Annotated in this window: 26 protein-coding genes; 10 read left to right on the top strand and 16 right to left on the bottom strand. The window is 72.6% G+C overall.

Going from position 1 to position 26,929, the window contains the following annotated elements:
* Nucleotides 1-15: 15 nt before the first annotated feature.
* A complete protein-coding gene (dxs, locus tag Actkin_RS08560) occupies nt 16-1,932 on the bottom strand; it encodes a 1-deoxy-D-xylulose-5-phosphate synthase (protein WP_258906605.1) in 1,917 nt (638 codons plus the stop codon).
* 155 nt (nt 1,933-2,087) lie between these two features.
* Between dxs and Actkin_RS08555 the strand changes: the two genes are divergently transcribed.
* Entirely contained in the window at nt 2,088-2,948 is an 861-nt protein-coding gene (locus tag Actkin_RS08555) for a hypothetical protein (protein WP_258906603.1), read from the top strand.
* On the opposite strand, the gene Actkin_RS08550 is transcribed toward Actkin_RS08555, so the two are convergent.
* Together Actkin_RS08550 and Actkin_RS08545 are read right to left on the bottom strand one after the other, a co-directional pair.
* On the bottom strand, nt 2,945-4,114 hold the full coding sequence (locus Actkin_RS08550; RefSeq protein ID WP_258906602.1) for a class I SAM-dependent RNA methyltransferase: 1,170 nt from the start codon (nt 4,112-4,114) through the stop codon (nt 2,945-2,947). The two genes, Actkin_RS08555 and Actkin_RS08550, sit on opposite strands and share 4 nt — an antisense overlap.
* A complete protein-coding gene (locus Actkin_RS08545) occupies nt 4,111-6,114 on the bottom strand; it encodes an APC family permease (RefSeq protein ID WP_189213215.1) in 2,004 nt (667 codons plus the stop codon). The genes Actkin_RS08550 and Actkin_RS08545 overlap by 4 nt, the downstream gene beginning before the upstream one ends.
* Nucleotides 6,115-6,215: 101 nt before the next feature.
* On the opposite strand from Actkin_RS08545, the gene Actkin_RS08540 reads away from it, so the two are divergent.
* A complete protein-coding gene (locus Actkin_RS08540) occupies nt 6,216-6,881 on the top strand; it encodes a potassium channel family protein (protein WP_189213216.1) in 666 nt (221 codons plus the stop codon).
* The gene (locus Actkin_RS08535; RefSeq protein ID WP_189213217.1) at nt 6,881-7,540 is read left to right on the top strand and encodes a potassium channel family protein; all 660 of its coding nucleotides are present in this window, start codon (nt 6,881-6,883) and stop codon (nt 7,538-7,540) included. Before Actkin_RS08540 ends, Actkin_RS08535 begins: the two co-directional genes overlap by 1 nt.
* Nucleotides 7,541-7,549: 9 nt before the next feature.
* On the opposite strand, the gene Actkin_RS08530 is transcribed toward Actkin_RS08535, so the two are convergent.
* From Actkin_RS08530 to Actkin_RS08520, 3 genes are all read right to left on the bottom strand, one after another.
* Nucleotides 7,550-8,497: an acyl-CoA desaturase gene (locus Actkin_RS08530; protein ID WP_189213218.1), complete on the bottom strand. Its 948-nt coding sequence runs from the start codon at nt 8,495-8,497 to the stop codon at nt 7,550-7,552.
* Between the two features lie 107 nt (nt 8,498-8,604).
* Nucleotides 8,605-9,312: a DUF3159 domain-containing protein gene (locus Actkin_RS08525; RefSeq protein ID WP_258906601.1), complete on the bottom strand. Its 708-nt coding sequence runs from the start codon at nt 9,310-9,312 to the stop codon at nt 8,605-8,607.
* Between the two features lie 14 nt (nt 9,313-9,326).
* Nucleotides 9,327-9,704, bottom strand: a complete 378-nt coding sequence (locus Actkin_RS08520) for an OB-fold nucleic acid binding domain-containing protein (protein WP_189213220.1) — start codon at nt 9,702-9,704, stop codon at nt 9,327-9,329.
* A 95-nt stretch (nt 9,705-9,799) separates the two neighbouring features.
* On the opposite strand from Actkin_RS08520, the gene Actkin_RS08515 reads away from it, so the two are divergent.
* Nucleotides 9,800-10,507, top strand: a complete 708-nt coding sequence (locus tag Actkin_RS08515) for an alpha/beta fold hydrolase (protein ID WP_258906600.1) — start codon at nt 9,800-9,802, stop codon at nt 10,505-10,507.
* A gap of 225 nt (nt 10,508-10,732) precedes the next feature.
* On the opposite strand, the gene Actkin_RS08510 is transcribed toward Actkin_RS08515, so the two are convergent.
* From Actkin_RS08510 to dut, 3 genes are all read right to left on the bottom strand, one after another.
* On the bottom strand, nt 10,733-11,350 hold the full coding sequence (locus Actkin_RS08510) for a LysE family translocator (RefSeq protein WP_258906599.1): 618 nt from the start codon (nt 11,348-11,350) through the stop codon (nt 10,733-10,735).
* 105 nt (nt 11,351-11,455) lie between these two features.
* Nucleotides 11,456-12,091, bottom strand: coding sequence for a DUF3710 domain-containing protein (locus Actkin_RS08505; RefSeq protein WP_189213222.1), 636 nt, complete (start codon nt 12,089-12,091; stop codon nt 11,456-11,458).
* The gene (gene dut, locus Actkin_RS08500) at nt 12,092-12,568 is read right to left on the bottom strand and encodes a dUTP diphosphatase (RefSeq protein WP_189213223.1); all 477 of its coding nucleotides are present in this window, start codon (nt 12,566-12,568) and stop codon (nt 12,092-12,094) included. It abuts the gene before it with no gap.
* Nucleotides 12,569-12,592: 24 nt separating this feature from the next.
* Here dut and Actkin_RS08495 point away from each other — a divergent pair, with 24 nt between their 5' ends.
* Entirely contained in the window at nt 12,593-13,060 is a 468-nt protein-coding gene (locus tag Actkin_RS08495) for a DUF3093 domain-containing protein (protein ID WP_258906598.1), read from the top strand.
* Between the two features lie 32 nt (nt 13,061-13,092).
* Here the strand turns inward: Actkin_RS08495 and Actkin_RS08490 are convergent, their stop codons facing one another.
* Nucleotides 13,093-13,401, bottom strand: a complete 309-nt coding sequence (locus Actkin_RS08490; RefSeq protein ID WP_189213225.1) for a DUF4193 domain-containing protein — start codon at nt 13,399-13,401, stop codon at nt 13,093-13,095.
* A gap of 506 nt (nt 13,402-13,907) precedes the next feature.
* On the opposite strand from Actkin_RS08490, the gene cei reads away from it, so the two are divergent.
* A complete protein-coding gene (cei, locus tag Actkin_RS08485; RefSeq protein WP_229787445.1) occupies nt 13,908-14,582 on the top strand; it encodes an envelope integrity protein Cei in 675 nt (224 codons plus the stop codon).
* Here the strand turns inward: cei and Actkin_RS08480 are convergent.
* Complete coding sequence (locus Actkin_RS08480; RefSeq protein WP_229787447.1) at nt 14,579-15,367, bottom strand: inositol monophosphatase family protein; 789 nt, start codon at nt 15,365-15,367, stop codon at nt 14,579-14,581. The genes cei and Actkin_RS08480 overlap by 4 nt on opposite strands.
* Before the next feature lie 83 nt (nt 15,368-15,450).
* On the opposite strand from Actkin_RS08480, the gene ppgK reads away from it, so the two are divergent.
* The 4 genes from ppgK (at nt 15,451) to Actkin_RS08460 (ending at nt 20,068) form a co-directional block, all read left to right on the top strand.
* Nucleotides 15,451-16,212, top strand: a complete 762-nt coding sequence (gene ppgK / locus Actkin_RS08475) for a polyphosphate--glucose phosphotransferase (RefSeq protein ID WP_189213227.1) — start codon at nt 15,451-15,453, stop codon at nt 16,210-16,212.
* 262 nt (nt 16,213-16,474) lie between these two features.
* Nucleotides 16,475-17,803, top strand: coding sequence for an RNA polymerase sigma factor (locus Actkin_RS08470; protein WP_229787449.1), 1,329 nt, complete (start codon nt 16,475-16,477; stop codon nt 17,801-17,803).
* 117 nt (nt 17,804-17,920) lie between these two features.
* On the top strand, nt 17,921-19,585 hold the full coding sequence (locus Actkin_RS08465) for a hypothetical protein (protein ID WP_258906597.1): 1,665 nt from the start codon (nt 17,921-17,923) through the stop codon (nt 19,583-19,585).
* Nucleotides 19,586-19,888: 303 nt separating this feature from the next.
* Complete coding sequence (locus Actkin_RS08460) at nt 19,889-20,068, top strand: DUF7455 domain-containing protein (protein ID WP_189213230.1); 180 nt, start codon at nt 19,889-19,891, stop codon at nt 20,066-20,068.
* Nucleotides 20,069-20,212: 144 nt separating this feature from the next.
* Here Actkin_RS08460 and Actkin_RS08455 read toward each other — a convergent pair whose 3' ends face one another.
* From Actkin_RS08455 to Actkin_RS08435, 5 genes are all read right to left on the bottom strand, one after another.
* Nucleotides 20,213-21,388: an ROK family transcriptional regulator gene (locus tag Actkin_RS08455; protein ID WP_258906596.1), complete on the bottom strand. Its 1,176-nt coding sequence runs from the start codon at nt 21,386-21,388 to the stop codon at nt 20,213-20,215.
* 15 nt (nt 21,389-21,403) lie between these two features.
* Nucleotides 21,404-22,825 carry a sugar ABC transporter permease gene (locus Actkin_RS08450; protein ID WP_189213231.1) on the bottom strand — a complete coding sequence of 474 codons (1,422 nt, stop codon included), beginning with the start codon at nt 22,823-22,825 and terminating at the stop codon, nt 21,404-21,406.
* 13 nt (nt 22,826-22,838) lie between these two features.
* Nucleotides 22,839-23,612, bottom strand: coding sequence for an ATP-binding cassette domain-containing protein (locus Actkin_RS08445; RefSeq protein ID WP_189213232.1), 774 nt, complete (start codon nt 23,610-23,612; stop codon nt 22,839-22,841).
* 57 nt (nt 23,613-23,669) lie between these two features.
* Entirely contained in the window at nt 23,670-24,797 is a 1,128-nt protein-coding gene (locus tag Actkin_RS08440; RefSeq protein WP_189213233.1) for a sugar ABC transporter substrate-binding protein, read from the bottom strand.
* A gap of 288 nt (nt 24,798-25,085) precedes the next feature.
* A complete protein-coding gene (locus Actkin_RS08435; RefSeq protein WP_189213234.1) occupies nt 25,086-26,819 on the bottom strand; it encodes a DEAD/DEAH box helicase in 1,734 nt (577 codons plus the stop codon).
* Nucleotides 26,820-26,929 lie beyond the last annotated feature (110 nt).

Below are 26,929 nucleotides of genomic sequence, written 5' to 3'. Positions count from 1 at the left end.
TGCGGCGCTCGTCGGCTAGTGGAGGCGTTCGTGCGCAGCCTGGTCCGCCGAGCCGCGCACGATCAGGTCCGACGCCCACCCGGTCACCCGGCGCGCCACGTCCTGGGCGGTCAGGCCGATCCGGGACAGCACCTCGTCGCGGGTGCCCTGCTCGTGGAAGGCGTTCGGGATGCCGAGGTCGCGCAGCGGGACGTCCACATCGGAGTCGCGCAGCAGCGCGGCGAGCGACCAGCCGAAGCCGCCGTGGCGGCCGCAGTCCTCGACGGTGACGACCAGCTTGTGCTCGGCGGCCAGCCCGGCCAGCTCGACCGGAGCCGGGGTCACCCAGCGCGGGTCGACGACCGTCACGCCGATGCCCTCGGCGGCCAGCCGGTCGGCGGCGGCCATGCCCAGCCCGGCGAACGAGCCGACGGTCACCAGCAGCACGTCCTTGCTCTCGCCCGGCTCGCGCAGGATGTCCACCGACCCGCGCCGCGCCACGGCGGGGATGTCGTCGGCGACGGCGGCCTTCGGGAAGCGCAGCACCGACGGCCCGTCCTCGATCGCCACGGCCTCGCGCAGCTCCGCGCGCAGCGTGGCGGCGTCGCGCGGGGCGGCGATGCGGATGCCCGGGATCATGCCCAGCATCGACAGGTCCCACATGCCGTGGTGGCTCGCGCCGTCCGGGCCGGTGATGCCCGCGCGGTCCAGCACGACGGTGACCGGGAGCCGGTGCAGGGCCACGTCCATCAGCATCTGGTCGAAGGCGCGGTTGAGGAACGTCGAGTAGATCGCCACGACCGGGTGCAGCCCGGCCATCGCCAGCCCGGCCGCGGAGGTGACCGCGTGCTGCTCGGCGATGCCCACGTCGAAGCAGCGCTCGGGGAAGCGCTCGGCGAACGGCGCCAGCCCGGTGGAGCGCAGCATCGCCGCGGTGATCGCCACGACCTCGGGCCGCTCGGCGCCGACCTCGGCCAGCTCGTCGGCGAACACGTGCGTCCACGTGGTGCCCCTGGTCTTGCGCGGGGCGCCGGTGTCGGGGTCGATGGGGTCGGTTTGGTGCATCTGGTCGTACTCGTCGTTCTCGGCGAGCGGGTAGCCGTTGCCCTTGCGGGTCACGGCGTGCACCAGCACCGGGCCGCCGAAGTCGCGGGCGCGGCGCAGCGCGGACTCCATCGCCTCGATGTCGTGCCCGTCGACCGGGCCGAGGTACTTCAGTCCCAGGTCCTCGAACAGCACCTGCGGGCTCAGCGCGTCCTTGATCCCGCGCTTGGCCGCGTGCAGCGCGGCGTAGATCGGCTTGCCGACGACGGGCGTGCCCTGCAGCACCCGCTTGCCGCCCTCCAGCGCGCGCTCGTAGCCGGGACGCAGGCGCAGCGTGGTCAGGTGGTCGGCCAGGCCGCCGATGGTCGGCGAGTAGGAGCGGCCGTTGTCGTTGACGACGATGACGACGCTGCGCTCGCGGCCCGCGGCGATGTTGTTCAGCGCCTCCCAGCACATGCCGCCGGTGAGCGCGCCGTCGCCGACCACGGCCACCACGGTGCGCTGCTCGCCGCGCAGCTCGAACGCCTTGGCCATGCCGTCGGCGTAGGACAGCGCGGTGGAGGCGTGGCTGTTCTCGACGAGGTCGTGCTCGCTCTCGGCGCGGCACGGGTAGCCGGACACGCCGCCCTGCTGGCGCAGGTCGTCGAAGGCCGTGCGGCGGCCGGTGAGGATCTTGTGCACGTAGCCCTGGTGGCCGACGTCATAGATGATCGGGTCGCGCGGGGAGTCGAACACCCGGTGCAGCGCGATCGTCAGCTCCACCACGCCCAGGTTCGGTCCGAGATGACCACCCACCCGGGTGACCTTGTCGACCAGGAACGAGCGGATCTCGACGGCCAGCCGGTCCAGCTCCTCGTGGGTGAACCGCCGCAGGTCGGCCGGTCCGTGCACGGTGTCCAGCAGCGTCACCGAGTCGTCACCTCGTCTTTCGCGCGTTCGAGCGGTCGTCCGGTCAGTCTACGAGTGCGCCGTCTTGGCGTGCCGGGCCGTCACACGCGATCACCGGACGCCGATTGCTCCCGTTGGGTATGGTTTGCCCGCACGTGAGGGGGAAGGGTTTGCCGGTGGGGGACGAGCAGGTGTCCGAGCCGAAGATGGCGATGGACGAGGCCGAGCTGAACCGTCTGACCAAGCAGGTCGGCCGCGCGATGGTCGCCGTCGCCGGTCCGCGCTGGCAGAAGGTGCGCGCGGAGTACCGCTCCGTCGGCCGCCACGTCGAGGTCGACCTGATCGTGACCGGCGCGGACGGCGAGCCGGTGTCCGTGCGCCCGCCGACGGAGATGGTCGAGGGCTTGCGCACGCTGCGCGGCGGCATGTACCGCCCCGGACGCGGCACCTGGATCTCCGCGGTCTACGAGATCGAGCCGCCCGGCGACTACACGGTGGAGTTCGAGCCCGACGTCGAGCCGACGTGGCGCAGGGTCCCACCGCCGATCGGCTTCATCGACGAGCTGCGCTTCTTCCCCCGTGAGGATTCCCACATCCCGGACTGGCTCCGCGAGCGCGTGACGCCGCCCGGACCGGTGCCGCCCCAGGGCCCCGTGCCGCCCCGGCCCGGTCCCCCGCCCCCCGGCGCACCGATGCCCCACCCCGGTCCCCCGCAGCCCAACCAGGGACCTCCGCCGCCCGGACAGCCGCACCCCGGCCCCGGACACCCGGGACAGCCCGGTCCGCACCACCCCGGCCCCCAGCATCCCGGCCACAGCCAGCCGCCCGGTCCGCACCAGCCCGGCCAGCCCCACCCAGGCCAGCCCGGCCCCTGGCCGCCCGGTCCCGGCCAGCCCGGCCCGATGCCGCCGCGCGGCCCCGTGCCGCCCCCAGGCGGCCCGCAGGTCCCGCCCGCGCCGCCGCAGGGCCCGCCCACGCCGCCGTGGGGCACGCCGGGCCAGCCGTCCCCGCCTGGCTGGACCCCGCCCGCGCGCTAGCGGCTGAACAGCGCCACGCACTCCACGTGGTGCGTCATGGGGAACGCGTCGAAGGCGCGCAGTGCGCGCAGCTCGTAGCCGTGGCCCGCGAACAGCGCCACGTCCCTGGCCAAGGCGGCCGGATCGCACGCGACGTACACCACGCGGGCGGGGCCGCGCGCCGCGATCGCGTCCACGACCGCCGAGCCCGCGCCCTTGCGCGGCGGGTCGAGGACGACCACGTCCGGGTCGGGCAGCGCCTCGGCCGCCAGCACGTCCTCCACCTTGCCCGCGAACACCCGCACCGCGGGCAGGTCAGCCAGGTTCTCCGCGCCGCGCTCGGCCGCCGAGCGGTCGGACTCGACCGCCACCACCGAGCCGTCCGGCCCGGCCTGCTCCGCCAGCACCGCGGCGAACAGGCCCGCGCCCGCGTACAGGTCCCACGCGCAGCCGCCGGACGGCGTGGCGGCCCACTGGCCGACGACCTCGGCCAGGATGTCGGCGGCGTCCGGGTGCACCTGCCAGAACCCGTGCGCGTCGATGCGCCAGTCCCGCCTCGCCGCGCGTTCCACCGCCTCGGACGAGCCCAGCACGCGCGAGCCGGACGCGATGTGCGTGCGGCCCGTGGAGTCCACCGAGACCGCCACCTCGGCGCCCGGCGTCCACGTGCGGGTCACGACCTCGTCGACCGTCCCCGGCGCGGCGATCACGCAGTACGACACCGGGATGACCCGGTGGCTGCGGTGCGCGCGGAATCCCGCCCGCCCCTGGCGGTCCACCGCCATCCGCGCCCGGGTCCGCCAGTCGCCCAGCCCGCCCGGCAGCTCCTCCACCTCGACCGGCCACTCGACCTTGGCCAGCCGCGACAGCTGCTCCGCCACGACAGCGGCCTTCAACGCGCGCTGCGTCGGGCCGTCCGCGTGCTGCCAGTCGCAGCCCCCGCACCCGCCCGGCACGGCGTACCCGCACGGCGGCGTGACCCGGCCCGGCGCCGCCGACAGCACCTCGACGGCGTCGCCCCGGCAGAACGACCCGCCCTTGTCCTCGGTGATCGCCACGACGACCCGCTCGCCCGGCAGCGCGTGCCGGACGAACACCACCCGGCCATCCACCCGCGCGACGCAGTGCCCGCCGTGGGCGACCGCGCCCACCTCGGCCTCGACGCGCCTGCCGGTCCAGTCGGTCACTTGCGCTCCTCATCACCGGTGAGCCCGCGCCGGACGGCGCCGGGGGTCACGCTGTCCCATTCGGGCACCTTGCTCGACGACGCCAGCTGCCACGGCACGCTCGTCACCATCACCCCGGGCTGGAACAGCAGCCTGCCCTTGAGCCGCAGCGCGCTCTGGTTGTGCAGGAACTGCTCCCACCAGTGCCCGACCACATACTCCGGGATGAACACCGTCACCACATCACGCGGGTTGTCCGTGCGCACGCGGCGCACGTAGTCCAGCACCGGCTTGGTGATCTCCCGGTACGGCGACTCGATCACCTTGAGCGGGACGGTGAAGTCCTCCTTGTCCCATTCGGCCACCAGCCTGCGCGTGTCCAGGTCGTCCACGTTGACCGTGACGGCCTCCAGCACGTCCGGCCGCGTCGCCCGCGCGTAGGCCAGGGCGCGCTTGGTCGGCAGGTGCAGTTTGGACACCAGCACGATCGCGTGCACCCGCGACGGCAGCACCGACGGCCGCTGGGCCTCCGCCTTGTCCAGCTCGTCGCTGACCCGGTCGTAGTGGCGGCGGATGGCGGTCATCAGCGCGTACAGCGCCGTCATCGCCACGATCGCGATCCACGCGCCCGCCATGAACTTGGTGATCAGCACGACGATCAGCACGGACGCGGTCATGAACAGCCCGAACGCGTTGATCGCCTGCGAGCGCCGCATCCGCCGCCGCTTGGCGGGGTCGTCCTCGGTGGACAGCAGCCGGTTCCAGTGCCGGATCATGCCGGTCTGGCTCATAGTGAACGAGACGAACACGCCCACGATGTAGAGCTGGATGAGCTTGGTGACCTCGGCGTCGAACGCCACGACCAGGATGATCGCGAACCCGGCCAGGCCGACGATGCCGTTGGAGAAGGCCAGCCGGTCGCCCCGGGTGTGCAGCTGGCGGGGCAGGTAGCGGTCCTGGGCCAGGATCGAGCCCAGCACCGGGAAGCCGTTGAACGCGGTGTTGGCCGCGAGCACGAGGATGAGCGCGGTCACCACGGTCACGAAGAAGAACCCGGGCCGGAAGTCGCTGAACACCGCGTCGGCGATCTGGGCGACCATCGTCTTCTGCTCGTAGCCCTCGGGCGCGCCGATGAGCTGGGTCTCCGGGTGCTCGGCGACCTTCACCCCGGTGAACTGCGCCAGGACGATCAGCCCCATCAGCATGGTGACGGCGATCAGCCCCATGGCCAGCAGCGTGCTCGCGGCGTTGCGCGACTTCGGCTTGCGGAAGGCGGGCACGCCGTTGCTGATCGCCTCGACGCCCGTCAGCGCCGCGCAGCCGGAGGAGAAGGCGCGCAGCACGAGGAAGGCCAGGAGCAGGCCGGTCAGCTCGCCGTGGTCGGCCCGGATGCCGAACCCGGCGCTCTCGGCGGGCATCTCCTCGCCGACGACCAGCGCCCGGTACAGCCCGAAGCCGATCATGCCCAGGATGCCGACCATGAACGCGTAGGTCGGGATGGCGAACGCCGTCCCCGACTCGCGGATGCCGCGCAGGTTGACCGCGGTCAGCAGCACGATCGCGGCGACGGCGAACTCGACCTTGTGCGTGGCCACGAACGGCACGGCCGAGCCGATCGTGGCCGCCGCCGACGCGATCGACACGGCCACGGTGAGCACGTAGTCCACCAACAGCGCGCTGGCCACCGTCAGCCCGGCCTGCCTGCCCAGGTTGACCGTGGTGACCTCGTAGTCACCCCCGCCGGACGGGTAGGCGTGCACGTTCTGGCGGTAGCTGGCCACCACCGCGAGCATCACGACCGCGACCACGATCCCCACCCAGGGCGCGAACGTGTACGCCGACAGGCCCGCGACCGAGAGCATCAGGAAGATCTCCTCGGGCGCGTACGCCACCGAGGACATCGCGTCGGAGGCGAACACCGGCAGGGCGATGCGCTTGGGCAGCAGCGTGTGGGCCAGCCGGTCGCTGCGGAATGGCCGTCCGACGAGCAGCCGTTTCGCCGCCGTGGAGAACTTGGACACGGGTGCAGAGGGTATGCCGTCGGTGGCCCGCGCCCACGTCGGCACCGGTAGGTTCTGCGGTGTCGCCGGATGGGGACGTGACAGACGCTAGGAGAGACACCGTGCACGTGGTGATCATGGGCTGCGGCCGGGTGGGGGCCTCGATGGCCGCCGCCCTGGAGCGCCTGGACCACACCGTCGCCGTCATCGACCGCGACCACCAGGCGTTCCGCAGGCTGGGCCCGGACTTCCACGGCCAGCAGGTCGTCGGCGTCGGCTACGACCGCGGGGTGCTCATCGAGGCGGGCGTGGAGCGGGCGGGGGCGTTCGCGGCCGTGTCCAGCGGCGACAACTCCAACATCATCTCCGCCCGGGTCGCGCGGGAGACCTTCGGCGTCGAGCACGTCGTGGCCCGCATCTACGACCCCAAGCGCGCCGAGGTCTACGAGCGGCTCGGGATCCCGACCGTGGCCACCGTGCCGTGGACGACCGACCGCCTGCTGCGCACCCTGCTGCCCGACGGCGTCGCCTCGGCGTGGCGGGACCCCACGGGCAAGGTCGCGCTGCTGAACGTGCCGGTGCACGAGGACTGGGTGGGCCGCAGCGTCCGCGACTTCCAGGGCGCGACCGGCGCGCGCGTCGCGTTCATCATGCGCTTCGGCAGCGGGATCCTGCCGACGGCGAAGACCGTCATCCAGGCGGACGACCAGGTGTACGTGGCCGCGCTCTCGGGCACGGTCAGCGACGTGACGGCCGCGGCCGCCGCGCCGCCGGAGGAGGGCAGCTGATGCGGGTCGCGATCGCCGGGGCCGGTGCTGTCGGCCGCTCCATCGCCCAGGAGCTGGTGGCGGGCGAGCACCAGGTCATGCTCATCGAGCGGGACTCGGCCCAGTTCGAGCCGCACACCGTCGACCAGGCCGAGTGGGTGCTCGCGGACGCCTGCGAGCTGGCCTCGCTCGAGGAGGCGGGCCTGCAGCTGTGCGACGTCGTCATCGCCGCGACCGGCGACGACAAGGTCAACCTGGTCGTGTCGCTGCTGGCCAAGACCGAGTTCGCGGTCAAGCGCGTCGTGGCCAGGGTGAACAACCCGGCCAACGAGTGGCTGTTCACCGCGGCGTGGGGTGTCGACGTCGCCGTGTCCACCCCACGCGTGCTGGCGGCGATGGTCGAGGAGGCGGTGAGCGTCGGCGGGCTGGTGCAGCTGCTGACCCTGCGCCAGGGCCAGGCCAACCTCGTCGAGATGACGCTGCCGGACGACACCCCCTGGGCGGGTCGCCCGGTCCGCGACGTGAAGCTGCCGCGCGACGCCGCCCTGGTGACGATCCTGCGCGGCGGACGGGTCATCGTCCCGCAGGCCGACGACTCGCTGGAGGCGGGCGACGAGCTGCTGTTCGTCGCCTCCGCCGCCGTCGAGCCGCAGATCAGGGCGGCATTCGCGCAGATCTGACCGGGTGGGTCAGCGCTGCTCGACCCGCAGCCTGGCGATGCGCTCCGGGGTGGGCCAGCGCACGTTGGTCGCCCAGCCCAGCTTCTCGAAGATCCAGATGAGCCGGGCGGAGATGTCGAGCTGGCCGGGCAGCACGCCGTGGCGGGCGCTGGTCGGGTCGGCGTGGTGGGTGTTGTGCCACGACTCGCCGAAGCTGATCAGCGCGAGCGGCCAGACGTTGGCGGCGCGGTCGCGCGAGCGGAACGGGCGTTCGCCCAGCATGTGGCAGATCGAGTTCACCGACCACGTGACGTGGTGCAGCAGCGCGATCCGGATGATGCCCGCCCAGAAGAAGGCGGTGAGCGCGCCCTGCCACGACCAGGTCACCAGGCCGCCGATCATGGCCGGGGCCAGCAGGCTGACCACGGTGAGCACCGGGAACAGCCGGTCGACGCGCTGCAGGTCCTCGTCGGCGAGCAGGTCGGGGGCGAAGCGCTCGGCGTTGGTGCGGTCGCGGTCGAACATCCAGCCCATGTGCGCGTGCCAGAAGCCGCGCATGACGGCGATGGGTCCGGTGCCGAACAGCCACGGCGAGTGCGGGTCGCCCTCCTTGTCGGAGAACGCGTGGTGGCGCCGGTGGTCGGCGACCCAGTCCACGACGGAGCCCTGCGCGGACATGCCGCCCGCCACGGCCAGCGCGATCTTGAGGCCGCGGTTGGGGCGGAACGAGCCGTGGGTGAACAGCCGGTGGTAGCCCACCGTGACACCCAGGCCGGTGATCACGAAGAAGACCGCGCCGATCGCGATGTCGGACCAGCCCAGCCCCCATCCCCATGCGAACGGGACGGCGGCTGCCACCGCCACCAGCGGGATGAGCAGGAACAGGTACACGCTGACCTGCTCAGTGGTGCCGCGGCGCCTGCCGAGCAGCGGTTTGGGCGCGGGCGGCGGCGGTGGCGGTTTGAGTGCTGCGGTCAATGGTCACCTCTCGGGTCAGGACGTCTCCCCCAAGACGGTTCCTACGGTTACGTAACCGTAAGTCTACGGGCGTGAAGTGACCGCGAGGGAATACGGGCGGAAAATTTCTAGGCCGGGTCGGCGTACTTGGCGCGCAGCCGGGCCTCGACGTCGGCGTCGGTCTCCTCGACGGCCTCGCGCTCCTTCTGCCGCGCGGTGGCCTTGCGCACGGCCCACACGGTGACGGCGAGCGCGACCGCGAACAGCGGGTAGCCCATGGCGAGCTTGGCGAAGGCCAGCCAGCCGGTGAGGTCCTCGTCGTAGAGCCACTTCTGCACGACGAACCGGGCGGCGAACACCGCGACGAAGGTCAGCGTGGCCAGGTCGTAGGCGCGGCGCGAGACGGGGTCGGTGCGCCAGCTCTGCCCGAGGCCGTTCAGCGCGGACCAGATGACGCCGACCAGCGGCCTGCGGATGAGGACCGACAGCAGGAACACGCCGCCGTAGATGAGGGCGGTCCAGATGCCGAAGAGGAAGAAGCCCTTGGCGTCGCCGGTCTGGTGGGCGATGAACACCGCGATGCCGACGCCGAAGAACCCGGAGATGGCGGGCTGCAGCCGCTCCTTGCGGACCACCCTGACCACGGTGATCACCGCGGCGGCGCCGAGCGCGGACCAGATCGCCGGGTTGAGCCCGAAGAAGGCGTTGGCCAGCACGAAGACGATGACCGGGACGCTGGAGTAGATCAGGCCGCTGATGCCGCCCATCTGCTCGAGCAGCGTCTCCTGCCGCTCCTCGGTCTGATCCTTGTCTTCCTCGGGGGCGGGAGTAGTCATGGGCCCTTCGCGGATCAGGTAGTGGCCAGCAGTTCGTAGTACGGGTTGTAGAGAACCTTGCGACCGTCGCGGACTGCGATCCTACCCCGAGCCTTCACGGTCCTGCCGGGTTCGATGCCGGGGATGCGCCGCCTGCCCAGCCAGACCAGGGTGACGCCGTCGGTGCCGTCGAACAGCTCGGCCTCCAGGGTGGCGACCGCGTCGCGCGGGGAGAGCTCCACGCTGCGGAGCCTGCCGCAGAGCGTGACCTCGTCGCCGGAGGCGCAGTCACAGGCTCGCCGGGCCCCCTGCGCGGCCGACTGCGTCGAGAGGTCGTCCGCGTCCAGCTCGGCCACGTCGGTGGTGAGCCGTTTGACGAGGCGGTGCCACGCCCCGTCCCCCTTGTTGCCCATGGCTGATCCGCTCTCTGGTGGGGTCGGCCCCGACTGCACGACCCGTGCACAATCAGCCTAACCATGTGGGGTACGAGTGCCACAAGGAAAAGGGCGTGAGTGTGACCCAGCCGCCGACCGCCGTGCTGCTGCCGGGGACCGGTTCCGACGAGATCTTCGTCCGGTCCGTCTTCGAGGTGCCGGTGTCCGCGCTGGGTGCCCGTCTGCTGCCGCCCGCGCCCGTCCCGGGGCCCGGACTCGCGGAAGCCTACCTGACCTGCCTGGACGCCGCGGCACGGACCGCCCCGGTGATCGCGGGCGGCATCTCCTTCGGCGCGCACCTGGCGGCCGCGTGGGCGGTGCGCAACCCCACGCGCTGCGCGGGCCTGCTGCTCGCCCTGCCCGCGTGGGAGGGCGAGCCCGACGGCGCCCCGGCGGCCGTCGCCGCCCGCCACAGCGCCGCGGACATCCGCGCCCGAGGCACCGCAGCGGCACTGGCGTCAGCCATCGAGGGGACCCCCGAATGGCTGGCGACCGAACTGTCCCGCGCCTGGCCCCGCTACGGCGACGGCCTGGCCGCCTCCCTGGAGGCCGCCGCCGCCTACCCGGCCCCCACGCTCGCCGAACTCAAGACCCTCGACATCCCCGCAGGCGTCACCTGCTTCGTCGGCGACCCCATCCACCCGGAGTCCGTCGCCCAGTCCTGGGCCGACGCCCTCCCCCGAGCCGTCCTGACCGCGGTCCGCCTGGAGGTCATGGGCGCCGACGTCGAGGCCCTGGGCCGCGCCACCGTCCTGGCCCTCCTCCGCTCGCTGGCCGGCTAACCCTCCACCGCCGACGCGGGTGCCCCGGTGGCGGCGCGGCCTACCGGTGCCCGCCCCCGTCCACAGGCGGCGTGCCGGTGAACGCCCCGTCGCTGTGAGCCCGTCGCTGAGCGCCCTGTCGGTGGGAGGCCCGTCTATGAGCGCCCTGTCGCGAGCGGCCCGTCGATGGGCCGCCGTCGATAGGCGCCCTGGCGGTGGGCGCCCTGGCGGTGGGCGTTTCGCTGGCTAGCGCTCGGCGGTGGCCAGGGCGCCGCCGAGGCCGATCATCGTCAGGCCGGTGGCCAGGCGTTGCCAGAGGCGCCAGCGGGGCATGGCGGCCAGCTTCGCGCTGATCGCGCCCGCACCCAGCGCGACGAGCACGTCCACCGTGACGGCCATGGCCACCGCGATGGCGCCGAGTAACAGGAAGACCAGGGGCGCGGGCGCCGTCTCCGGGTGGACGAAGTGCGGCAGGAACGCCAGGAAGAACAGCGCCGTCTTCGGGTTCAGCACCTCGCTGAGGAACCCCTGCACGACGACCGAGCGGTTGTGCGCCTCCACGTCGGCGACCACCTCATCGGACCCGCGCAACGCCCGGATGCCCAGATAGACGAGGTACACCGCGCCGAGGTACTTCACCACGGTGAACGCGGGCGCCGACGCCGCCAGCAGCGCCGACAGCCCGACCGCCGCCGCGGCGACGTGCATCAGCGCGCCGAGCCCGTTCCCCAGCACGGAGCGCATCCCGACCGCTCGCCCGCCGCTGAGGCTGCGGGCCAGCACATACAGCACGCCCGGCCCGGGCAGCACGGCGAAGAGCGCGGACGCGCCCAAGAACAGCAACCACTCGTTGGCGGTAGGCACCTCGAACCCCCAGCTCCCGGGGCGGGACCGGACTCCCGCCTCCGCCTTCGAGGCTAATCAGGCCCGGGGCCGCCCCGAAAGGGCGGCCCCGGGCCTGTGGACAACTCAGGCCTGCTGCTCCTGCGCCTGCGCGATGTGCTCGGCGATCGCCTGCGGCAGCTCCAGCGGCAGCGGCGTGCGCACCGGCATCGGCTGGGCGCCGCGGACCACGATCGTCCTGCGCAGCAGTTCGCGCAGCGCCTTCGCGCTGTGGTCGGCCAGCTGGGGCGGGCCGGCCACGACGCCGCGGAGCATCCAGCGCGGGCCGTCGATGCCGACGAAGCGCAGGGCGGCCTCGCCCATGGTGGCGGCCAGCTCCTGGCCCCAGTCGCCCACGGTGCTGTGCACCTTGGCGCCGTCGGCGCGCAGTTGGTCGGCAAGTTCGCCGCACACCTCGCGCCACAGCCCGCCGGAGCGGGGGGCGGCGTAGGCGGTGATGGTGAGCTGGCCGATCTGGGTCAGCACGTGCACGGCGCGCACCGGGCCCGCGGGGTCCATCTCCACCTGCAGCTGCGCGCCGTCGGGCACCGGGAAGCGGACGGCGCCCAGGTCGAGGCGCGGCATGTCGTCCTCGGGGGCGTCGTCGACGTCGTAGGGGCCGTCGGTCAGGTCGGCGTGCTCGACCGGGGTCTCCTCGACCTCCTCGACCACCGGCGCGGGCTCCTCGACGTCCCTGCGGCGCTTGCGCCCGAACAGTGCCACTTACTCCTCCGTCCCGTGCCGACCGCCGAGCACCGCGTGCCCGCCGGTCGAACCGTAGCCACCCGCGCCGCGCTCGGTCTCGGTCAGCGCGGGCACCTCCCGGAATACCGCGTGCTCCACGCGCTGCACAACCAGTTGCGCTATCCGGTCACCCCGTCGGAGCGAGATCGGCGCGCGCGGGTCGTGGTTGACCAGGCACACCTTGATCTCGCCCCGGTAGCCCGAGTCGATCGTGCCGGGGGTGTTGACCACGCTGAGGCCCGTCCGGGCGGCCAGTCCCGAGCGCGGGTGCACGAACCCGGCGTACCCGTCGGGCAGGGCGATCGCGATCCCGGTGCCGACCAGCACCCGCTCCCCCGGGCCGATGACCACGTCCGACGTGGTCACCAGGTCCGCACCGGCGTCCCCGGGCCGGGCGTAGCCGGGCAGCGGGACACCCGGATCGAGCCGGGTGAGCAGGACCTCGACGCTGGGCACGAGCGGCGAGACTACCCTGGAGCCGTGGACGACCGATCGCGCACCGTCACCCAGCGCACCGGACACGCCGAGCGGCTGTACGTGACCTGGTACTGGTGGCCGCTGCCGCTGACGGCGGCCGCGCTGCTGGCCGCCGAGGTGCACATGGGCTACCCCGGTCTGCGCGCTTGGCTGCCCTACGCCGTGCTGATCCCCCTGGCCGTGCTGGCCGTGTGGAGCGCGGGCCGCTCCCGCGTCGCCGTCGAGGACGGCGAGCTGCGGGTGGGCGAGGCGCGCCTGCCGCTGGAGTTCGTCGGGGAGGTCGAGGTGTTCCCCGCGCACAGCAAGCGGGCGGCCCTGGGTCCGAATCTGGACCCGGCCGCCTACCTGGTGCACAAGGGCTGGGTCGGCCCCCTTGTCCGGGTCCGGGTCGACGATCCGGCCGACCCGACCCCGTACTGGTTGTTCAGCACCCGCCACCCCGAGCGCGTGGTCGCCGCGCTCGGGAGGTAGCGGCCGCCCGCGCGCCCCCGGCGCGCACGGACTCACACGCAGTCGCGGCAGACGTAGAGCCCGTTGTTCTCCTCCGCCAGCCTGCTGCGGTGGTGAACGAGGAAACACTTGGAACAGGTGAACTCGTCGGCCTGCTTCGGGACGACGCGGACCGTCAGGTCCTCGCCCGACAGTGCCGACAGGTCGGCCCCGGGCAGCTCATAGCTCTCCGCGGTGTCCGACTCGTCCACGTCGACGACGCCGGATTGCGTCTCGTTCCGCCGCGCCTTGAGCTCCTCGAGGGAGTCCTCGGCGAGGTCATCTGCCTCGCTACGGCGTGGTGCGTCGTAGTCGGTCGCCATCTTCCTTCACCCCTGCGGTCCTTCAGGATGTAAGTCGTGCCGCTGGAGAACGTTCCAGCGCCCCGGTTTGTGCCCGCCCATCGCGTGACGGGCGTCTCGCCCGCCCGTCCCCGGTCGGACCGATCTTTCGGGATCGATTCGGCGTGCCGGTGGAGACGACAGAGCGCGCAGAGGGTAGCCCATCCCCCTCGGGCACACGCATCGGATTAGCAACAGCGGGTTTGGCGGTGGCAGTCCAGTGGCACCCGGACACCACCCGCCCGGGTGGGAGGGTGTTGCCGCCGCCTCGCCCGCGTGGTGCGATCACGATCGGAGGGTCACTGTACGCCATCGGACAATCGCTCCCGGCAATGACAGGGCCGTGATAGCGGCCGATTGTCACAGGAGCGTTGCACCGGGGCGGCCGGTTGGCCCGACGATCTTGGAAACCAATAGGCTGAGCAGCAGCGATCAGCTCTGATCGCGGTGCCGATCCGGGGGTGGTGCGCATGGACGGGGTGAGAAGAGTGCAGGCGGCTCCTCGCTACCGCAAACGGCGCCCGGTGCCCGCCCTGGTCTTCCTCGCCGTGCTGGCGATGGCGGCCGGTCTGGTGTGGATGCAGGTGCTGGAGGACGCTGGCGCCGAGCGCGCCGACGCGCGGACCTGTCCGGCGTCCCCGCTGCCCGCCGAGGCGCTGGCCGGGCTCGCCGAGCCGATGGGCGAGGTGCTTCCGCACACCGCTCTGGACGACACCACGCCCGCGCCCGCGCGCACGGCCCTGGTGCGCGTGCTCAACGCCAGCGGCCAGAACCGGCAGGCGACGGCGGTGTCCGAGGCGCTGAGCGAGCTGGGCTTCTCGAAGCTGGCCGAGCCGAAGAACGACATGCTGTACCCGGAGGGGACGCTGGCCTGCTACGGCCAGATCCGCTTCGGACAGAAGGGCGTCTCGGCGGCCCGCACGCTCAGCATCCTCGTCCCATGCGCGGAGCTGGTCCGCGACAACCGCCAGGACGCCACCGTCGACCTCGCCGTCGGCCAGCGCTTCGGCCACGTGACCCCGCGGCCGGAGGGCCGCGAGGTGCTGGACCAGCTGGCCCAGTGGACGTCGCAGAGCAGCGGCCAGGGCGGACTGCAGGGCGAGTCCGCCGGGCCGGACATCGACGGGCAGCTCATGGCGGCCGCGCGCGACGTGCGCTGCTAGCCCATCCCGGCTCGCGCGCACGCCGCGCGCAGCGGCGCCGCGATGGCCGGGGACGCGACGAAGATCGCGTCGTCGCCCAGCTCGTGCTGCCCCGGCAGCAGCACGACCGCGCCCGCCTCCCGGGCGATGAGCGCGCCCGCGGCCCAGTCCCAAGGCGACAGCCCGCGCTCGACGTAGGCGTCCACCCAGCCCGCCGCGACCGCGCACAGGTCGAGCGCGGCCGAGCCGCCCCTGCGGATGTCGCGGACCACGCCCAGCAGCTCGGCGACCACGGCGGCGTGCCGGACGCGCCGCTCCCGGTCGTAGGTGAACCCGGTGGCCAGCAGCGTCAGGTCCAGTGACGCGGGCTCGGAGACGCGCAGCGGGACGCCGTCCAGCCACGCCCCGCGCCCGCGCGCAGCGGTCCAGCACCGGCCGCTCACCGGCTCCACCACGGCCCCGGCGACGGACTCGCCGTCGACCTGGGCGGCGACGGACACGCAGTGCCACGGGTGGCCGTAGAGGTAGTTGACGGTGCCGTCGATGGGGTCGACGACCCAGGTGACGCCCGCGCCCGCCGTGCCGCCCGCCTCCTCGCCGAACACGGCGTCCTCCGGGCGCAGCTCGGCCAGCCGGGACCGGACGAGCGCCTCGGCCGCGGTGTCGCCCGCGGTCACGACGTCGGTCGCCGTGGATTTGGTGGTCACCTCGCGCACGGCGTCCGCGCGCACCGTCCGGGCCAGCTCGGCGGCCTCCTTGGCGACTGTCAACGCGATGTCGGCCAGTTCCTGTTCCGTGATACCCACCCGGCTATCGGACCACAGCCGCGTCTCACCAGCTAATCTCTGCGGCAACGTGGTTCTGAATCGATTAGAAAGGACCAGCGCCGATGGCAGAGGCAGCCCGCGGCTTCGGAGTGGATGTCGGCGGGTCCGGCATCAAGGGCGGCGTCGTCGACCTCGCGGCTGGCAGGCTCGTGGGGGACCGGCACCGGATCGACACCCCGCAGCCGTCGACCCCGGACGCGGTCGCCGACGTGGTGGCCGAGATCGTCGCCGGGTTCGGCTGGGAGGGCCCGGTCGGCGTGACGCTGCCCGCGGTGGTCAAGCGCGGGGTCGCCCACACCGCGGCCAACATCGACAAGTCCTGGATCGGCACCGACGCGGCCGCGCTGTTCGCCAAGCGCCTCGACCGCAGGCCGAACGAGGTGGTCGTGCTCAACGACGCCGACGCGGCGGGCATGGCCGAGATCCGCTACGGCTGGCCCGGCGACCAGAGCGGCGTCGTCGTGCTGCTGACCTTCGGCACCGGGATCGGCACCGCGCTGTTCCTCGACGGCAGGTTGGTCCCGAACACCGAGTTCGGCCACCTGGAGGTCGACGGCCACGACGCCGAGACCAGGGCGGCCGCCTCGGTGAAGGACGAGGAGGAGCTCACCTGGGAGCAGTGGGCCCCTCGGGTGTCCCGCTACATCAACGCCCTCGAGGACCTGATCTGGCCGGACCTGATCATCGTCGGCGGCGGGGTCAGCAAGAAGGCCGACAAGTGGGTGCCGATGCTCGACGTGCGCACCAAGGTCGTCGCCGCCGAACTGCGCAACACGGCCGGGATCGTGGGCGCCGCGACGGCGGCAGCCGAACGGGAGGGGTGACGGGCGCGGCCGGGCCGCTGGCGGACGCAGCGCCCGGCCTGCCGAACCCGGGGGGACCGGGCCGCGACTGAGCACGATCACGCACGAAAAGCGCGGTGTCCGCCCGACGCAACCACCACGGTTGAGTCCGGGGACGCGGACCGGTCGCTACAATGGAACACGGCCCTCCCGCAGGGCTCTCCCCGAACTCCGGCAGTGACCACGCTTGATCAGGCGTATCCGCGTGGGAACTGCCGTGATGGACCGTTCTGAAAGGGCGTACGTGGCAGCCGCACGAACCGCAACCCGACGCTCCACGGCGTCGGCGAGCACCGCCAAGACGACCAAGGGCGCACCGGCTTCGGACGAGGAGCTGCAGGACGCCGCTGGGACCAAGACGACGGCGAAGAAGGCCGCCAAGCCCCGGGCGCCCAAGAAGGCCGCCGCGCCCAAAGCGGGCGCGAAGGCAGGCCCCAAGAAGGCCGTCGACGGGCCCGACGGCGAAGAGCCCGAGGACCTGGACAACCCCGACCTGTCCGACCTCGAGGAGGTCGAGGTCGACCCGGTCGACGAGACCGTCGACGCCGTCGAGGTCAAGGAAGACGACAAGCCCGAGAAGGACGGCGACTTCGTCTGGGACGAGGAGGAGTCCGAGGCGCTGCGGCAGGCCCGCAAGGACGCCGAGCTCACCGCCTCGGCCGACTCCGTCCGCGCCTACCTCAAGCAGATCGGCAAGGTCGCGCTGCTGAACGCGGAGGAGGAGGTGGAGCTGGCCAAGCGCATCGAGGCCGGGCTCTACGCCGCCGAGCGCGTGCGCAAGGCCGAGGACGAGAACGAGAAGCTCCAGCCGCAGATGCGCCGCGACCTGCGGTGGATCATCCGCGACGGCGAGCGCGCCAAGAACCACCTGCTCGAGGCCAACCTGCGGCTCGTGGTGTCGCTGGCCAAGCGCTACACCGGCCGCGGCATGGCGTTCCTGGACCTGATCCAGGAGGGCAACCTCGGCCTGATCCGCGCGGTGGAGAAGTTCGACTACACCAAGGGCTACAAGTTCTCCACGTACGCCACGTGGTGGATCCGCCAGGCGATCACCCGCGCGATGGCCGACCAGGCCCGCACCATCCGCATCCCGGTGCACATGGTCGAGGTCATCAACAAGCTCGGCCGCATCCAGCGCGAGCTGCTCCAGGACCTCGGGCGCGAGCCCACCCCGGAGGAGCTGGCCAAGGAAATGGACATCACCCCGGAGAAGGTGCTGGAGATCCAGCAGTACGCCCGGGAGCCCATTTCCCTCGACCAGACCATCGGCGACGAGGGCGACAGCCAGCTCGGCGACTTCATCGAGGACTCCGAGGCCGTCGTCGCGGTGGACGCGGTGTCGTTCACGCTGCTGCAGGACCAGCTCCAGTCGGTGCTGGCGACGCTGTCCGAGCGCGAGGCGGGCGTCGTCCGCCTGCGCTTCGGCCTCACCGACGGCCAGCCGCGCACCCTGGACGAGATCGGCCAGGTCTACGGCGTGACGCGGGAGCGCATCCGCCAGATCGAGTCGAAGACGATGTCCAAGCTGCGCCACCCGTCGCGCTCGCAGGTCCTGCGCGACTACCTCGAATAGGACTAGGACCACGACGAAGGGCCGCCCACGGTTGTGGGCGGCCCTTCGTGTTCGCCACGGGCCGTAGCGCCGTCGGAGCGCCGCGCGATGATCCAGGCGACTGGCTTGGAGGTCGCCATGGCGCGCGTGGTCGTGATCGCCGCGGTCCTGTTCCTGCTCGCCGCGCCCGCGGCCGCGCAGGAGGTGGAGATCGCCATCGTGGGCGGCGACGAGCCCGTCCTCGTCTCGACGGAGCCCGTCGCGGTGGAGGTCGTGAACAACAGCCTCCGGGACGTCGCGGTGACCGTCGAGGCGGGCGCGATGTCCGACAAGCAGACCGCGGTCAAGATCGACGTCGGCGCGCCGACGGCGATCCCGGCCGCCGGGTCGATCCGGGTCTCCCTCACCGCGCGCGACACGCTGGCCGACGGGGCCACCGGGTGGCTGGTGGTGCGGACCGACACCGCGATCGCGCGCCGCGCCATCACCGTCGGCGGCGAGGAGACGGCCGTGACGGCCTGGTCGACCGACTGGACGCGCTGGACGGGCCTGGAGGGCGACACGCTGCCCGGCCGGATCCCCGCCACCTGCGCCGACGAGACCGCGACCGCCACGCTCGTCTCCGGCGACAACACCGCCAGGCTGACCGCCACGTGCGTCGACGGCGCGTACAGCCTCGCCATGTCCGACATCGAGGCCGCCGGGCCGTCGCTGGGCTCCGGGGAGTACACCGGCACCCTCGACCTGGGCGAGTCGGCGGTCGAGGTCACCGTGAAGCGGTCGGCGCCGGTCCTGCTCGCCGTCGCGCTGCTGCTCGGCGGGACGCTCGTGGCCCTCGGCGCGCAGACCTGGATCGCCGACCGGCGCCCGATCAGTCAGCGGCGCAGGGAGGTCGAGCGGATCATCCCGCCAGAAGAGGGCATCGCGAACACCGTCGTCGGTTCGGCCAAGGTGGACATCGACACCCGGCTGCGGAACATCCGACCCGGCGGGAAGGTGCGCCGGTACCTGCTGTTCTGGCTCCCCTGGCCGGACGGCTTCGCCACGGCGCGGCTGGCGGCCGTCGACACCGAGATCGCCCGGCTGACGTCGATCGTCGAGCGGCACCAGGCCTATCGGGACGGTCTGGCCACCCTGGCCGCGAACCGCGACGTCCTGGACCGCCGGGCGCCCGGCATGCGCGCGCGGCTCGACCGCCTCGCCGCTCCCCCGGCCGATCTCGACCCCGCCGAGCTCGCCGAGCACATCACCGACGCCGAGCACGCGGACGCGCTCGTGCGGGTCGCCGAGGAGCTGGACAGCCTGTGGGCGGCCATCGACAACGCCGCTCCCGGCACGGCCCAGTGGCACGTGGAGGCCGCGCACCTGCAGTTCCGGGTGCTGCGCGCCGGGCTGGCCCGGCTGACCCGCCCGGCCGAGGTCACCGGCCTGCGCGACCAGCTGGCCACCGCCGTCACGCTGGCCGACCGGCTGCGGCCGGACGCCGAGGGCGTGCGACCCGAGGTGGGGATCGCGACGGACGCGCCCGCCCTGGGCGTCGGCAGCGGCGTGGTCGACCGGGTGCGGCGGTTCGTCGTCGCCCTGGCGGGCAAGGCGGACCGGCTGGCCCTCCGGGACGCCGCGGTGGCGGTGGTCGTCGGGCTGGTGGCCTTGTGGGGCGGTCTGTCCGCGCTGTACGTCGGCACGGTGTGGGGCAGCGTCTGGGATCTGGTCACCGCGGCGGTCTGGGGGTTCGGCGCGGTGACCGTGGCGGCACCCTTGGTGACGGCGCTCAAGCGCGTGGGGTCGACGACCCGGGAATGAGCAAGCAGACATCCGGGTGAATCGCGCGGCTCCTGTGTGCTCCGCCACCGTTCGCCCGTGGTGAACACGAGCCGACGCCAGCGTGCCGGGATCTTGGTAGCGGTCCGTAGTTTTGCCTGGACCTGGGCATTCACGCGTGTTTGAGAGTGCGTTAAGGAACCGTGACGTGGTCATGTCCAGGCATTGGGAACACTGCCATCCGCCCGTGCGTCTGTAAGAGTAGGAAGTGCGAGCACGGCGGCAACCGTGTCCGCACCGATGGGCGCCGGAGCCACCCGGCGCCGGGACGGAGGGAGAACTCCGATGACGACCACGACGCTCACCCGCCCCGAGCTGACCGCTGCCGACCGCTGCGACCGGTGTGGCGCCGCCGCGAAGGTCCGCGCCGTTCTCCCCTCCGGGGGCGAGCTGCTGTTCTGCAACCACCACGCGCGCGCTCACGAGGACCGCCTGCGCGAGATGTCGGCACAGCTCGAGGGCTGAACCTCTCCTTACGTCCACCGGCCGGCCCATGCTCGCGGAAAGCGCGAGCCTGGGTCGGCCTCTTCATCTCCCGGGGGCCGAGCCCCCGGCAACCCCGACCCAGCGACGAAGCCAGTCTCCACGGAGCCGCTGACCCTCCGCTGATCACACGGCGCCCAGCACCGCCTCGAAGGCCAGCTCGGCAGCGCCGATCAGCTTGCAGTCGGCGCCCATGGTGGAGGCGAGGATGCGCGTCCCGCCGATCGCCCTGCTCACCAGGCTGCGCCGCCCGACCTCGTCGCCGACCCGCTTGACCAGCGGCACCGGCAGCGACGTGAAGAGATCGCCCAGCACGACCAGTTCGGGGCTGAACGCGTTGACGACGTTGACCAGCCCCAGCACCAGCCACTCGCTGAACTCGGCCAGCTTGCGCTCGGCCTCGGCGGGCGCGGCCGACAGCGCCCGCAGCTCGGCCACCACGGCGCCGCGCGGCGAGCCCTCCGGCAGGTCCAGCGCCCGGCAGAGCGCGACCTCGCCGACCTCGGTCTCCCAGCAGCCGCGGCTGCCGCAGTAGCAGTGCCGCCCGGTCGGGTTGACCACCATGTGACCCAGCTCGCCGACGTAGCCCGCGGTGCCGCTGAGCGTCGCGCCGTCGGAGATCACGCCGCCGCCGACGCCGATGTCCGCCGAGACGTACACCGCGTCCAGCGAGCCCCGCGCCACCCCGCGCAGGTGCTCGGCCAGCGCGGCGATCTCGGCGTCGTTGCCCACCCGGATCGGGATGCCCAGCGCGGCGCCGAGGCGGTCGCCCAGCGGCACCCCGGTCCACTGCAGGTTCGGCGCCTCGTGCACGAACCCGTCGGAGCGGCGCACGACGCCGGGCACGGAAACGCCCGCGGCGATCGTGCGCACGCCCAGCTCGTCGGCCAGCACCCGCATCGACTCGATGATGTGGGTGATCACCTCGTCGGGCTCGCGGGCCTTGCCGCGCAGGTTCCAGCTGTTGCGGCCGAGCATCTCCCCGCCGAGCCCGACCAGGGCCATGGCGACCTGCTCGACCCGGATGTCCACGGCCAGCACCACCGCGGCCAGCGGCTGCGGCAGCACCAGCAGCGACGGCCTGCCCGCGCCGGAGCGGGCCCTGGGGACCCGCTCCTCCACGACGCCGGTCTCGGCGAGCCCGTCGACCAGGGCCTTGATCGTGCTGCGGTTGAGGCCGAGCTCGGTGGCCAGCGCGGCCCGGGTGGTCGGCCCCTCGATGTGCAGGCGGCGCAGCAGCGCCGTGCGGTTGTGCCTGCGCACCTCGTCGGGTCGCGCGCCCGCCGTCGGTGTGCTGGTCACGTCCGTCTCCTCCTGCTACCTGCTCGCCACCGCCGCCCGCCTGCGGGAAAGCGCGTCCACGGTCGCCGCGAGCAACAGTACGAGGCCGGTCACGATGTTGACCACCGCGGCCGGTTGCTCCAACAGGCCGAGTCCGTTCTCCACGGTCGCCAGGACCAGACCGCCGACCACGGCGTGGAACACCTTGCCGCGCCCGCCGAACAGCGACGTGCCGCCGATGACCGCGGCGCCGACGGCGAACAGCAGCGTGTTGAGCCCGCCTGCCTGCGGGTCGACCGAGCCGACCTTGGACGAGTACACGATCGCACCGATCGCCGCCGCCGACGACGCGACCACGAAGACGCTGGCCCGGATCTTGCTCACATTGATGCCCGCGCGCCGGGCGGCCTCGGCGTTGCCGCCCACGGCGTAGATGTGGCGGCCGTAGCGCGTGCGGTTGAGCACATAGGTGCCGATGACCAGCAGCGCGAGGATGATCGGGACGACGTACGGCACGCCCTCGATGACCACGGCGTCGTTGGGCGAGCGGTTGAGGCACAGCGCCCAGGTCGACAGCGCGCCGATCACCGCGACCGCGCCGACCTTGGCGGCCACGACCGGCGTCGGCGGGGTGACCAGGCCGCGGTTGGACCGCACGAAGTGCTCGCCGAGCACGACGGCGGCGTACCCGCCCGCGGCGACGACGAACAGCAGCCAGCTCCCCCACACCGGGAGGTTGCCGTTGGCCACGGCGAACAGCGTCGGCTGCGTGCCGATGCCGAACACGCCGCCCTCGCCGATGAACTGCAGGATCACGCCCTGCCACGTGATGAACAGCGCCAGCGTCACCACGAACGACGGCATGCCGATCTTGGACACCAGGAACCCGGTGATCACGCCGATGGCCGCGCCGACCGACAGGGCCAGCAGCATCTCGATCCACGGGTTCGGCGGCGCGCCGATCGCGGCGATGACGACCGCGACGGCGGCGAACCCGGCGCCCGCCCAGATCCGCATGAGCACGGCGAGCGCGATGGCCACGATCAGGCCGCCGACGAAGACGTAGAAGACCGTGTTGCCCATGCCGCCGAGCAGGTTGCCCGAGCGGACGTAGTGCATGGCCATCACCGCGGCGCACACGCCGGACGCGGTGCCCGCCGAGAGGTCGATCTCGCCGAGCAGCAGGACGAACACCAGCCCCATGGCGATGATCATCTTGCCTGCGCCCTGGGCGAGCAGGTTGGCGACGTTGTCAAGGGTGAGGAAGTAGTCCGACAGCAGCGCGAACACGAGCACCAGGGCGACCAGGCCGAGCACGGCGGGCAGGGAGCCGAGGTCGCCGCCGCGCAGCCGGGCGGCGTAGTCGCGCACGGCCTCGGCGGTGGACTGCTTGGTGGTGTCGATGCCGAAGTCGGAGATGGCGCTCTCCTTCTTCGCGGCGACGGGGGTGTCTGTCATGGGTGGCTCCGGCTCAGACGGTCGCGGTCTCGGGGCGGGCCAGGCCCAGCTCCCCGGACCGGCCCGCGGTGATCAGCTCGACGACCTGGGCGTGGGTGACGTCCCTGGTCGGCACCTCGGCGACCATGCGGCCGAGGTAGAGGGTGGCGATGCGGTCGGCGACCTCGAAGACGTCGGCCATGTTGTGGCTGATCAGGACCACTCCGAGGCCCTGCTCGGCCAGCCTGCGCACGAGGTCGAGCACCTGCCGGGTCTGCGCGACGCCGAGCGCGGCGGTGGGCTCGTCGAGCAGCACGACCTTGCTGTCCCAGAGGACGGCCTTGGCGATGGCGACCGTCTGGCGCTGTCCGCCGGACAGCGCGGAGACGGGCGTGCGGACGGACTTGACGGTGCGCACCGACAGCGAGGCGAGCGTCTCGCGCGCCGCGCGCTCCATGTCGGCCTCGTCGAGCAGCCACGCCCCGCCGCGCTCGCGGCCGAGGAACATGTTCTGCACGATGTCGAGGTTGTCGGCCAGCGCGAGGTCCTGGTAGACGACCTCGATGCCCAGCTCCGCGGCGTCGCGGGGGCCGTGGATGTGCGCGACCTGGCCGTTGAACCGGACCTCGCCGCCGTCGATCGGGTGGATGCCCGCGATGCACTTGACCAAAGTGGACTTGCCAGCGCCGTTGTCGCCGACGAGCGCGGTGACCTCGCCCGCGCGGACGGTGAAGTCCACGTCGTGCAGCACGTGGACGGGCCCGAAGCTCTTGTTGAGCCCGGTGATCTCAAGGATGGGTTCGCTCATTGCCCGGATCTCCCTGGGGGCCGTCCCCCGGCTCCGCGCCGGGGGACGGCCGTCGGACTAGCTGATGCCCAGCTCGGTGCAGACCTGCTTGAGGTCGCCGCCGCAGATGTCGGCGGCGGGGACGTAGCCCTCGTCGACGACCTGCTTGACGTTCTCCTTGGTGATCAGGATCGGGTCGAGCAGCACGGACTTGACCGGGCGCTTGCCCACCGGGTCGTCGCTGGTCTGCTTGGCGATCGCGTCGGCGGCGGCGGTGTCGCCCTTGGCCAGCGCGGCGGCGAGCTTGGCGGTGTGCTCGGCCTCCAGCTTGATCGGCTTGAAGACGGTCATGTGCTGGTCGCCGCGCAGGATGGCCATCAGGCCGTCCGGGGTGGCGTCCTGGCCGGTGACCGGGACCTTGCCGTTGAGGCCGTTCTTGCGCAGGACGTTGATGACCGCGCCCGCGAGCCCGTCGTTGGCGGCGACGACGCCGTCGACCTTGCCGCCGTTGGCGGTCAGGATCTGCTCGAAGGTGACGCCGCCCTTCTGGTTGTCCCAGCCGTCGATGGCCTGCTCGCGGACGAGCTTGAGGGCGCCGGAGTCGTACAGCGGCTGCAGGATGTTCTTCTGCCCCTGGGTGAACAGGGTCGCGTTGTTGTCGGTCGGGGCGCCCTCGATCATGATGACCTCGGCGCCCTTCTTGTCCTTGAGCGCCTCGGAGAGGCCCTTGCCCTGCAGCTCGCCGACCTTCACGTTGTCGAAGGAGACGTAGTAGTCCGACGAGCCGCCGAGGTTGAGCCGGTCGTAGTCGATGGTCGGGATGCCCCGCGCCTTCGCCTTCGCCGCGACGGAGGCGCCCACCTCGCTGTTGATCGAGGCGATGACCAGGACCTTCACGCCCTGGCTGATCATGCTGTCGGCGAGCGTGGTGAACTTCTGCACGTCGCCCTGCGCGTTCTGCACGTCCGCGTCGAGGCCCTCGGCCGCCATGGCGGCCTCGATCATCGGCTTGTCGAAGCCCTCCCAGCGCGCGGAGGACGCGGTCTCCGGCAGGATGACGCCGACCTTGACACCCTCCCCGCCGCCCGGCGCCTGCGTCGTGGACTGCCCCGGATCGGTCGTGTTCGCCTGGTTGGCCCCGCAGGCCGTCATGGCGAGGGACACCCCGAGTCCCGCCGCCACCAGCGCCAGAGTCTTGCTGCGCATCGCTGTCCCTTCCACACTGATCCCGCGTGTGCCGCCGGGCCCGGGCGACCGTCGGGTGAAATGTTGTGCGGCACAACATATGCCGCCGAGGTGCGTGCGGCAAACCACACTGACTCGATTCAGACGCCTTCCGTCGGACACGGTTTGGCAACGCTCTCGACATTCCAGGATCATCTGTAGCGCATCGGCGACGGCCTGGCTACGCAGAGTTGACCACCAGGCCGGGATCTTCCTGGGCACCGTCTTATGCGCGGGTCGAGGCCGGGGTACCGCGAGCGGGCGGTCACATCACCAGGACCGCAGGGTCGCGATGCGCTCCTCCAGCTGCTCCACCGTCGCCATCGCGGTGGGCGGGCCGCCGCAGATGCGGCGGAGTTCGTTGTGCAGGGCGCCGTGGGACTTGCCGGTGCGGTGGTGGGCCATGCCGACCAACGCGTTCAGCTCCTTGCGCAGGGCGGCAAGGCGTTCGGCGACGTTCTGCGGGCGCGGCGGCGGGGGCGGCGCGGCCGGGGCCGACGCCGCGGCCTGGGACCGGGCGGCCACCTGGTCCTCCTGCCGCTTGCGCAGCAGCGCGCGCACCTGGTCGGGCTCCAGCAGCCCGGGCAGGCCCAGGTACTCCTGCTCCTCGTCGGAGCCGGAGAACGCTGCCGTGCCGAACGACGAGCCGTCGTAGATCACCTGGTCGAGCTCGGCGGAGGCGCCGAGGGCGGTGAACGCCTTCTCCTCCTCGCCCGGCTCGTCCTTGGTGCGGTTGGCGTCGGCGAGGAGGTTGTCCTCCCAGCCGTCGTTCTCGCGGTGGGGCTTGCCGAGGACGTGGTCGCGCTCGGCCTCCAGCTGGCTGGCGAGGTCCAGCAGCACCGGCACCGACGGCAGGAACACGCTCGCGGTCTCCCCCGGCCGCCGCGCCCGCACGTAGCGGCCGATGGCCTGGGCGAAGAACAGCGGCGTCGACGCCGAGGTCGCGTACACGCCGACCGACAGGCGCGGGACGTCGACGCCCTCGGAGACCATCCGGACCGCGACCAGCCAGCGCGACGTCGACGCGGAGAACTCCGCGATGCGGCCGGAGGCCTTCGGGTCGTCGGAGAGGACCAGCGTCGGGTCCTCCCCGGTGATCGAGGCGAGGATCTTGGCGTACGCCCTGGCGGACTCCTGGTCGGACGCGATCACCAGCCCGCCTGCGTCCGGCACGTTCTGCCGGACCTGGGACAGCCGGACGTCGGCGGCGCCGAGCACCGACGGGATCCACTCCCCCGCCGGGTCCAGCGCCGTGCGCCACGCGCGGGCGGTCTGCTCCGCCGTCATCGGCTCGCCGAGCCGCGCGGTGAACTCCTCGCCCGCGCTCGTGCGCCAGGACGCCTCGCCGGAGTAGGCCAGGAAGATCACCGGCCGGACGACGCCGTCGCGCAGCGCGTCGGCGTAGCCGTAGGTGTGGTCGGCGCGGCTGCGCATGAACCCCGCGCCGTCGGGCTCGTACTCGACGAACGGGATCGGCGAGTCGTCGCTGCGGAACGGCGTGCCGGTCAGGGCCAGGCGCCGCACGGCGGGGGTGAACGCCTCGCGGACGGCCTCGCCCCAGCTCTTGGCGTCGCCGCCGTGGTGGATCTCGTCGAGGATCACCAGGGTCTTGAACTGCTCGGTGCGCACCCTGTGCAGCGACGGGTGCGCCGCGACCTGGGCGTAGGTGACGGCGACGCCGCGGAAGTCGCGGGAGGTCGCGCCCATGGAGTTGGTGAAGTTCGAGTCGATCGCGATGCCCGCCAGCGCGGCGGACTCGGCCCACTGGTGCTTGAGGTGCTCGGTCGGGGCCACGATCACGACCCGCTCGACCGTCCGGTCGGCCAGCAGCTCGGCGGCGATGCGCAGGCCGAACACCGTCTTGCCCGCGCCGGGCGTCGCCACGGCGAGGAAGTCCTTCGGCCTGCGGGTGAGGTACTTGGTCAGCGCGCGCCGCTGCCAGTCGCGCAGCGGACGGGCGGCCGGGGCCGCCGTGGTGTCCGGTTCCGCTTCTGCCCGGGTCACGCCGCTCCTCTCCGGTTGTGCCCAGACCCCCCGGACACGACAACGCCCTCAGCGGAGTCCGACGAGGGCACCCGAGAGACTACCCGGGCCGGGGCGGACACGCGGACCGG

It is taken from the genome of Actinokineospora sp. UTMC 2448, assembly GCF_024760565.1.
GTDB lineage: Bacteria > Actinomycetota > Actinomycetes > Mycobacteriales > Pseudonocardiaceae > Actinokineospora > Actinokineospora fastidiosa.
The sequence above is the reverse complement of the archived record's forward strand: the minus strand, read 5'-3'. Positions and strand labels throughout refer to the sequence as shown.

Excerpts from the sequence above, each read along its gene's own strand:
- Actkin_RS08535 (WP_189213217.1), top strand. The coding sequence starts at position 6,881 with ATGCGGGTCGCGATCGCCGGGGCCGGTGCTGTCGGCCGCTCCATCGCC.
- Actkin_RS08525 (WP_258906601.1), bottom strand. The coding sequence starts at position 9,312 with ATGACTACTCCCGCCCCCGAGGAAGACAAGGATCAGACCGAGGAGCGG.
- Actkin_RS08520 (WP_189213220.1), bottom strand. The coding sequence starts at position 9,704 with ATGGGCAACAAGGGGGACGGGGCGTGGCACCGCCTCGTCAAACGGCTC.
- Actkin_RS08490 (WP_189213225.1), bottom strand. The coding sequence starts at position 13,401 with ATGGCGACCGACTACGACGCACCACGCCGTAGCGAGGCAGATGACCTC.
- ppgK (WP_189213227.1), top strand. The coding sequence starts at position 15,451 with ATGGCAGAGGCAGCCCGCGGCTTCGGAGTGGATGTCGGCGGGTCCGGC.
- Actkin_RS08465 (WP_258906597.1), top strand. The coding sequence starts at position 17,921 with ATGGCGCGCGTGGTCGTGATCGCCGCGGTCCTGTTCCTGCTCGCCGCG.
- Actkin_RS08460 (WP_189213230.1), top strand. The coding sequence starts at position 19,889 with ATGACGACCACGACGCTCACCCGCCCCGAGCTGACCGCTGCCGACCGC.
- Actkin_RS08450 (WP_189213231.1), bottom strand. The coding sequence starts at position 22,825 with ATGACAGACACCCCCGTCGCCGCGAAGAAGGAGAGCGCCATCTCCGAC.
- Actkin_RS08445 (WP_189213232.1), bottom strand. The coding sequence starts at position 23,612 with ATGAGCGAACCCATCCTTGAGATCACCGGGCTCAACAAGAGCTTCGGG.
- Actkin_RS08440 (WP_189213233.1), bottom strand. The coding sequence starts at position 24,797 with ATGCGCAGCAAGACTCTGGCGCTGGTGGCGGCGGGACTCGGGGTGTCC.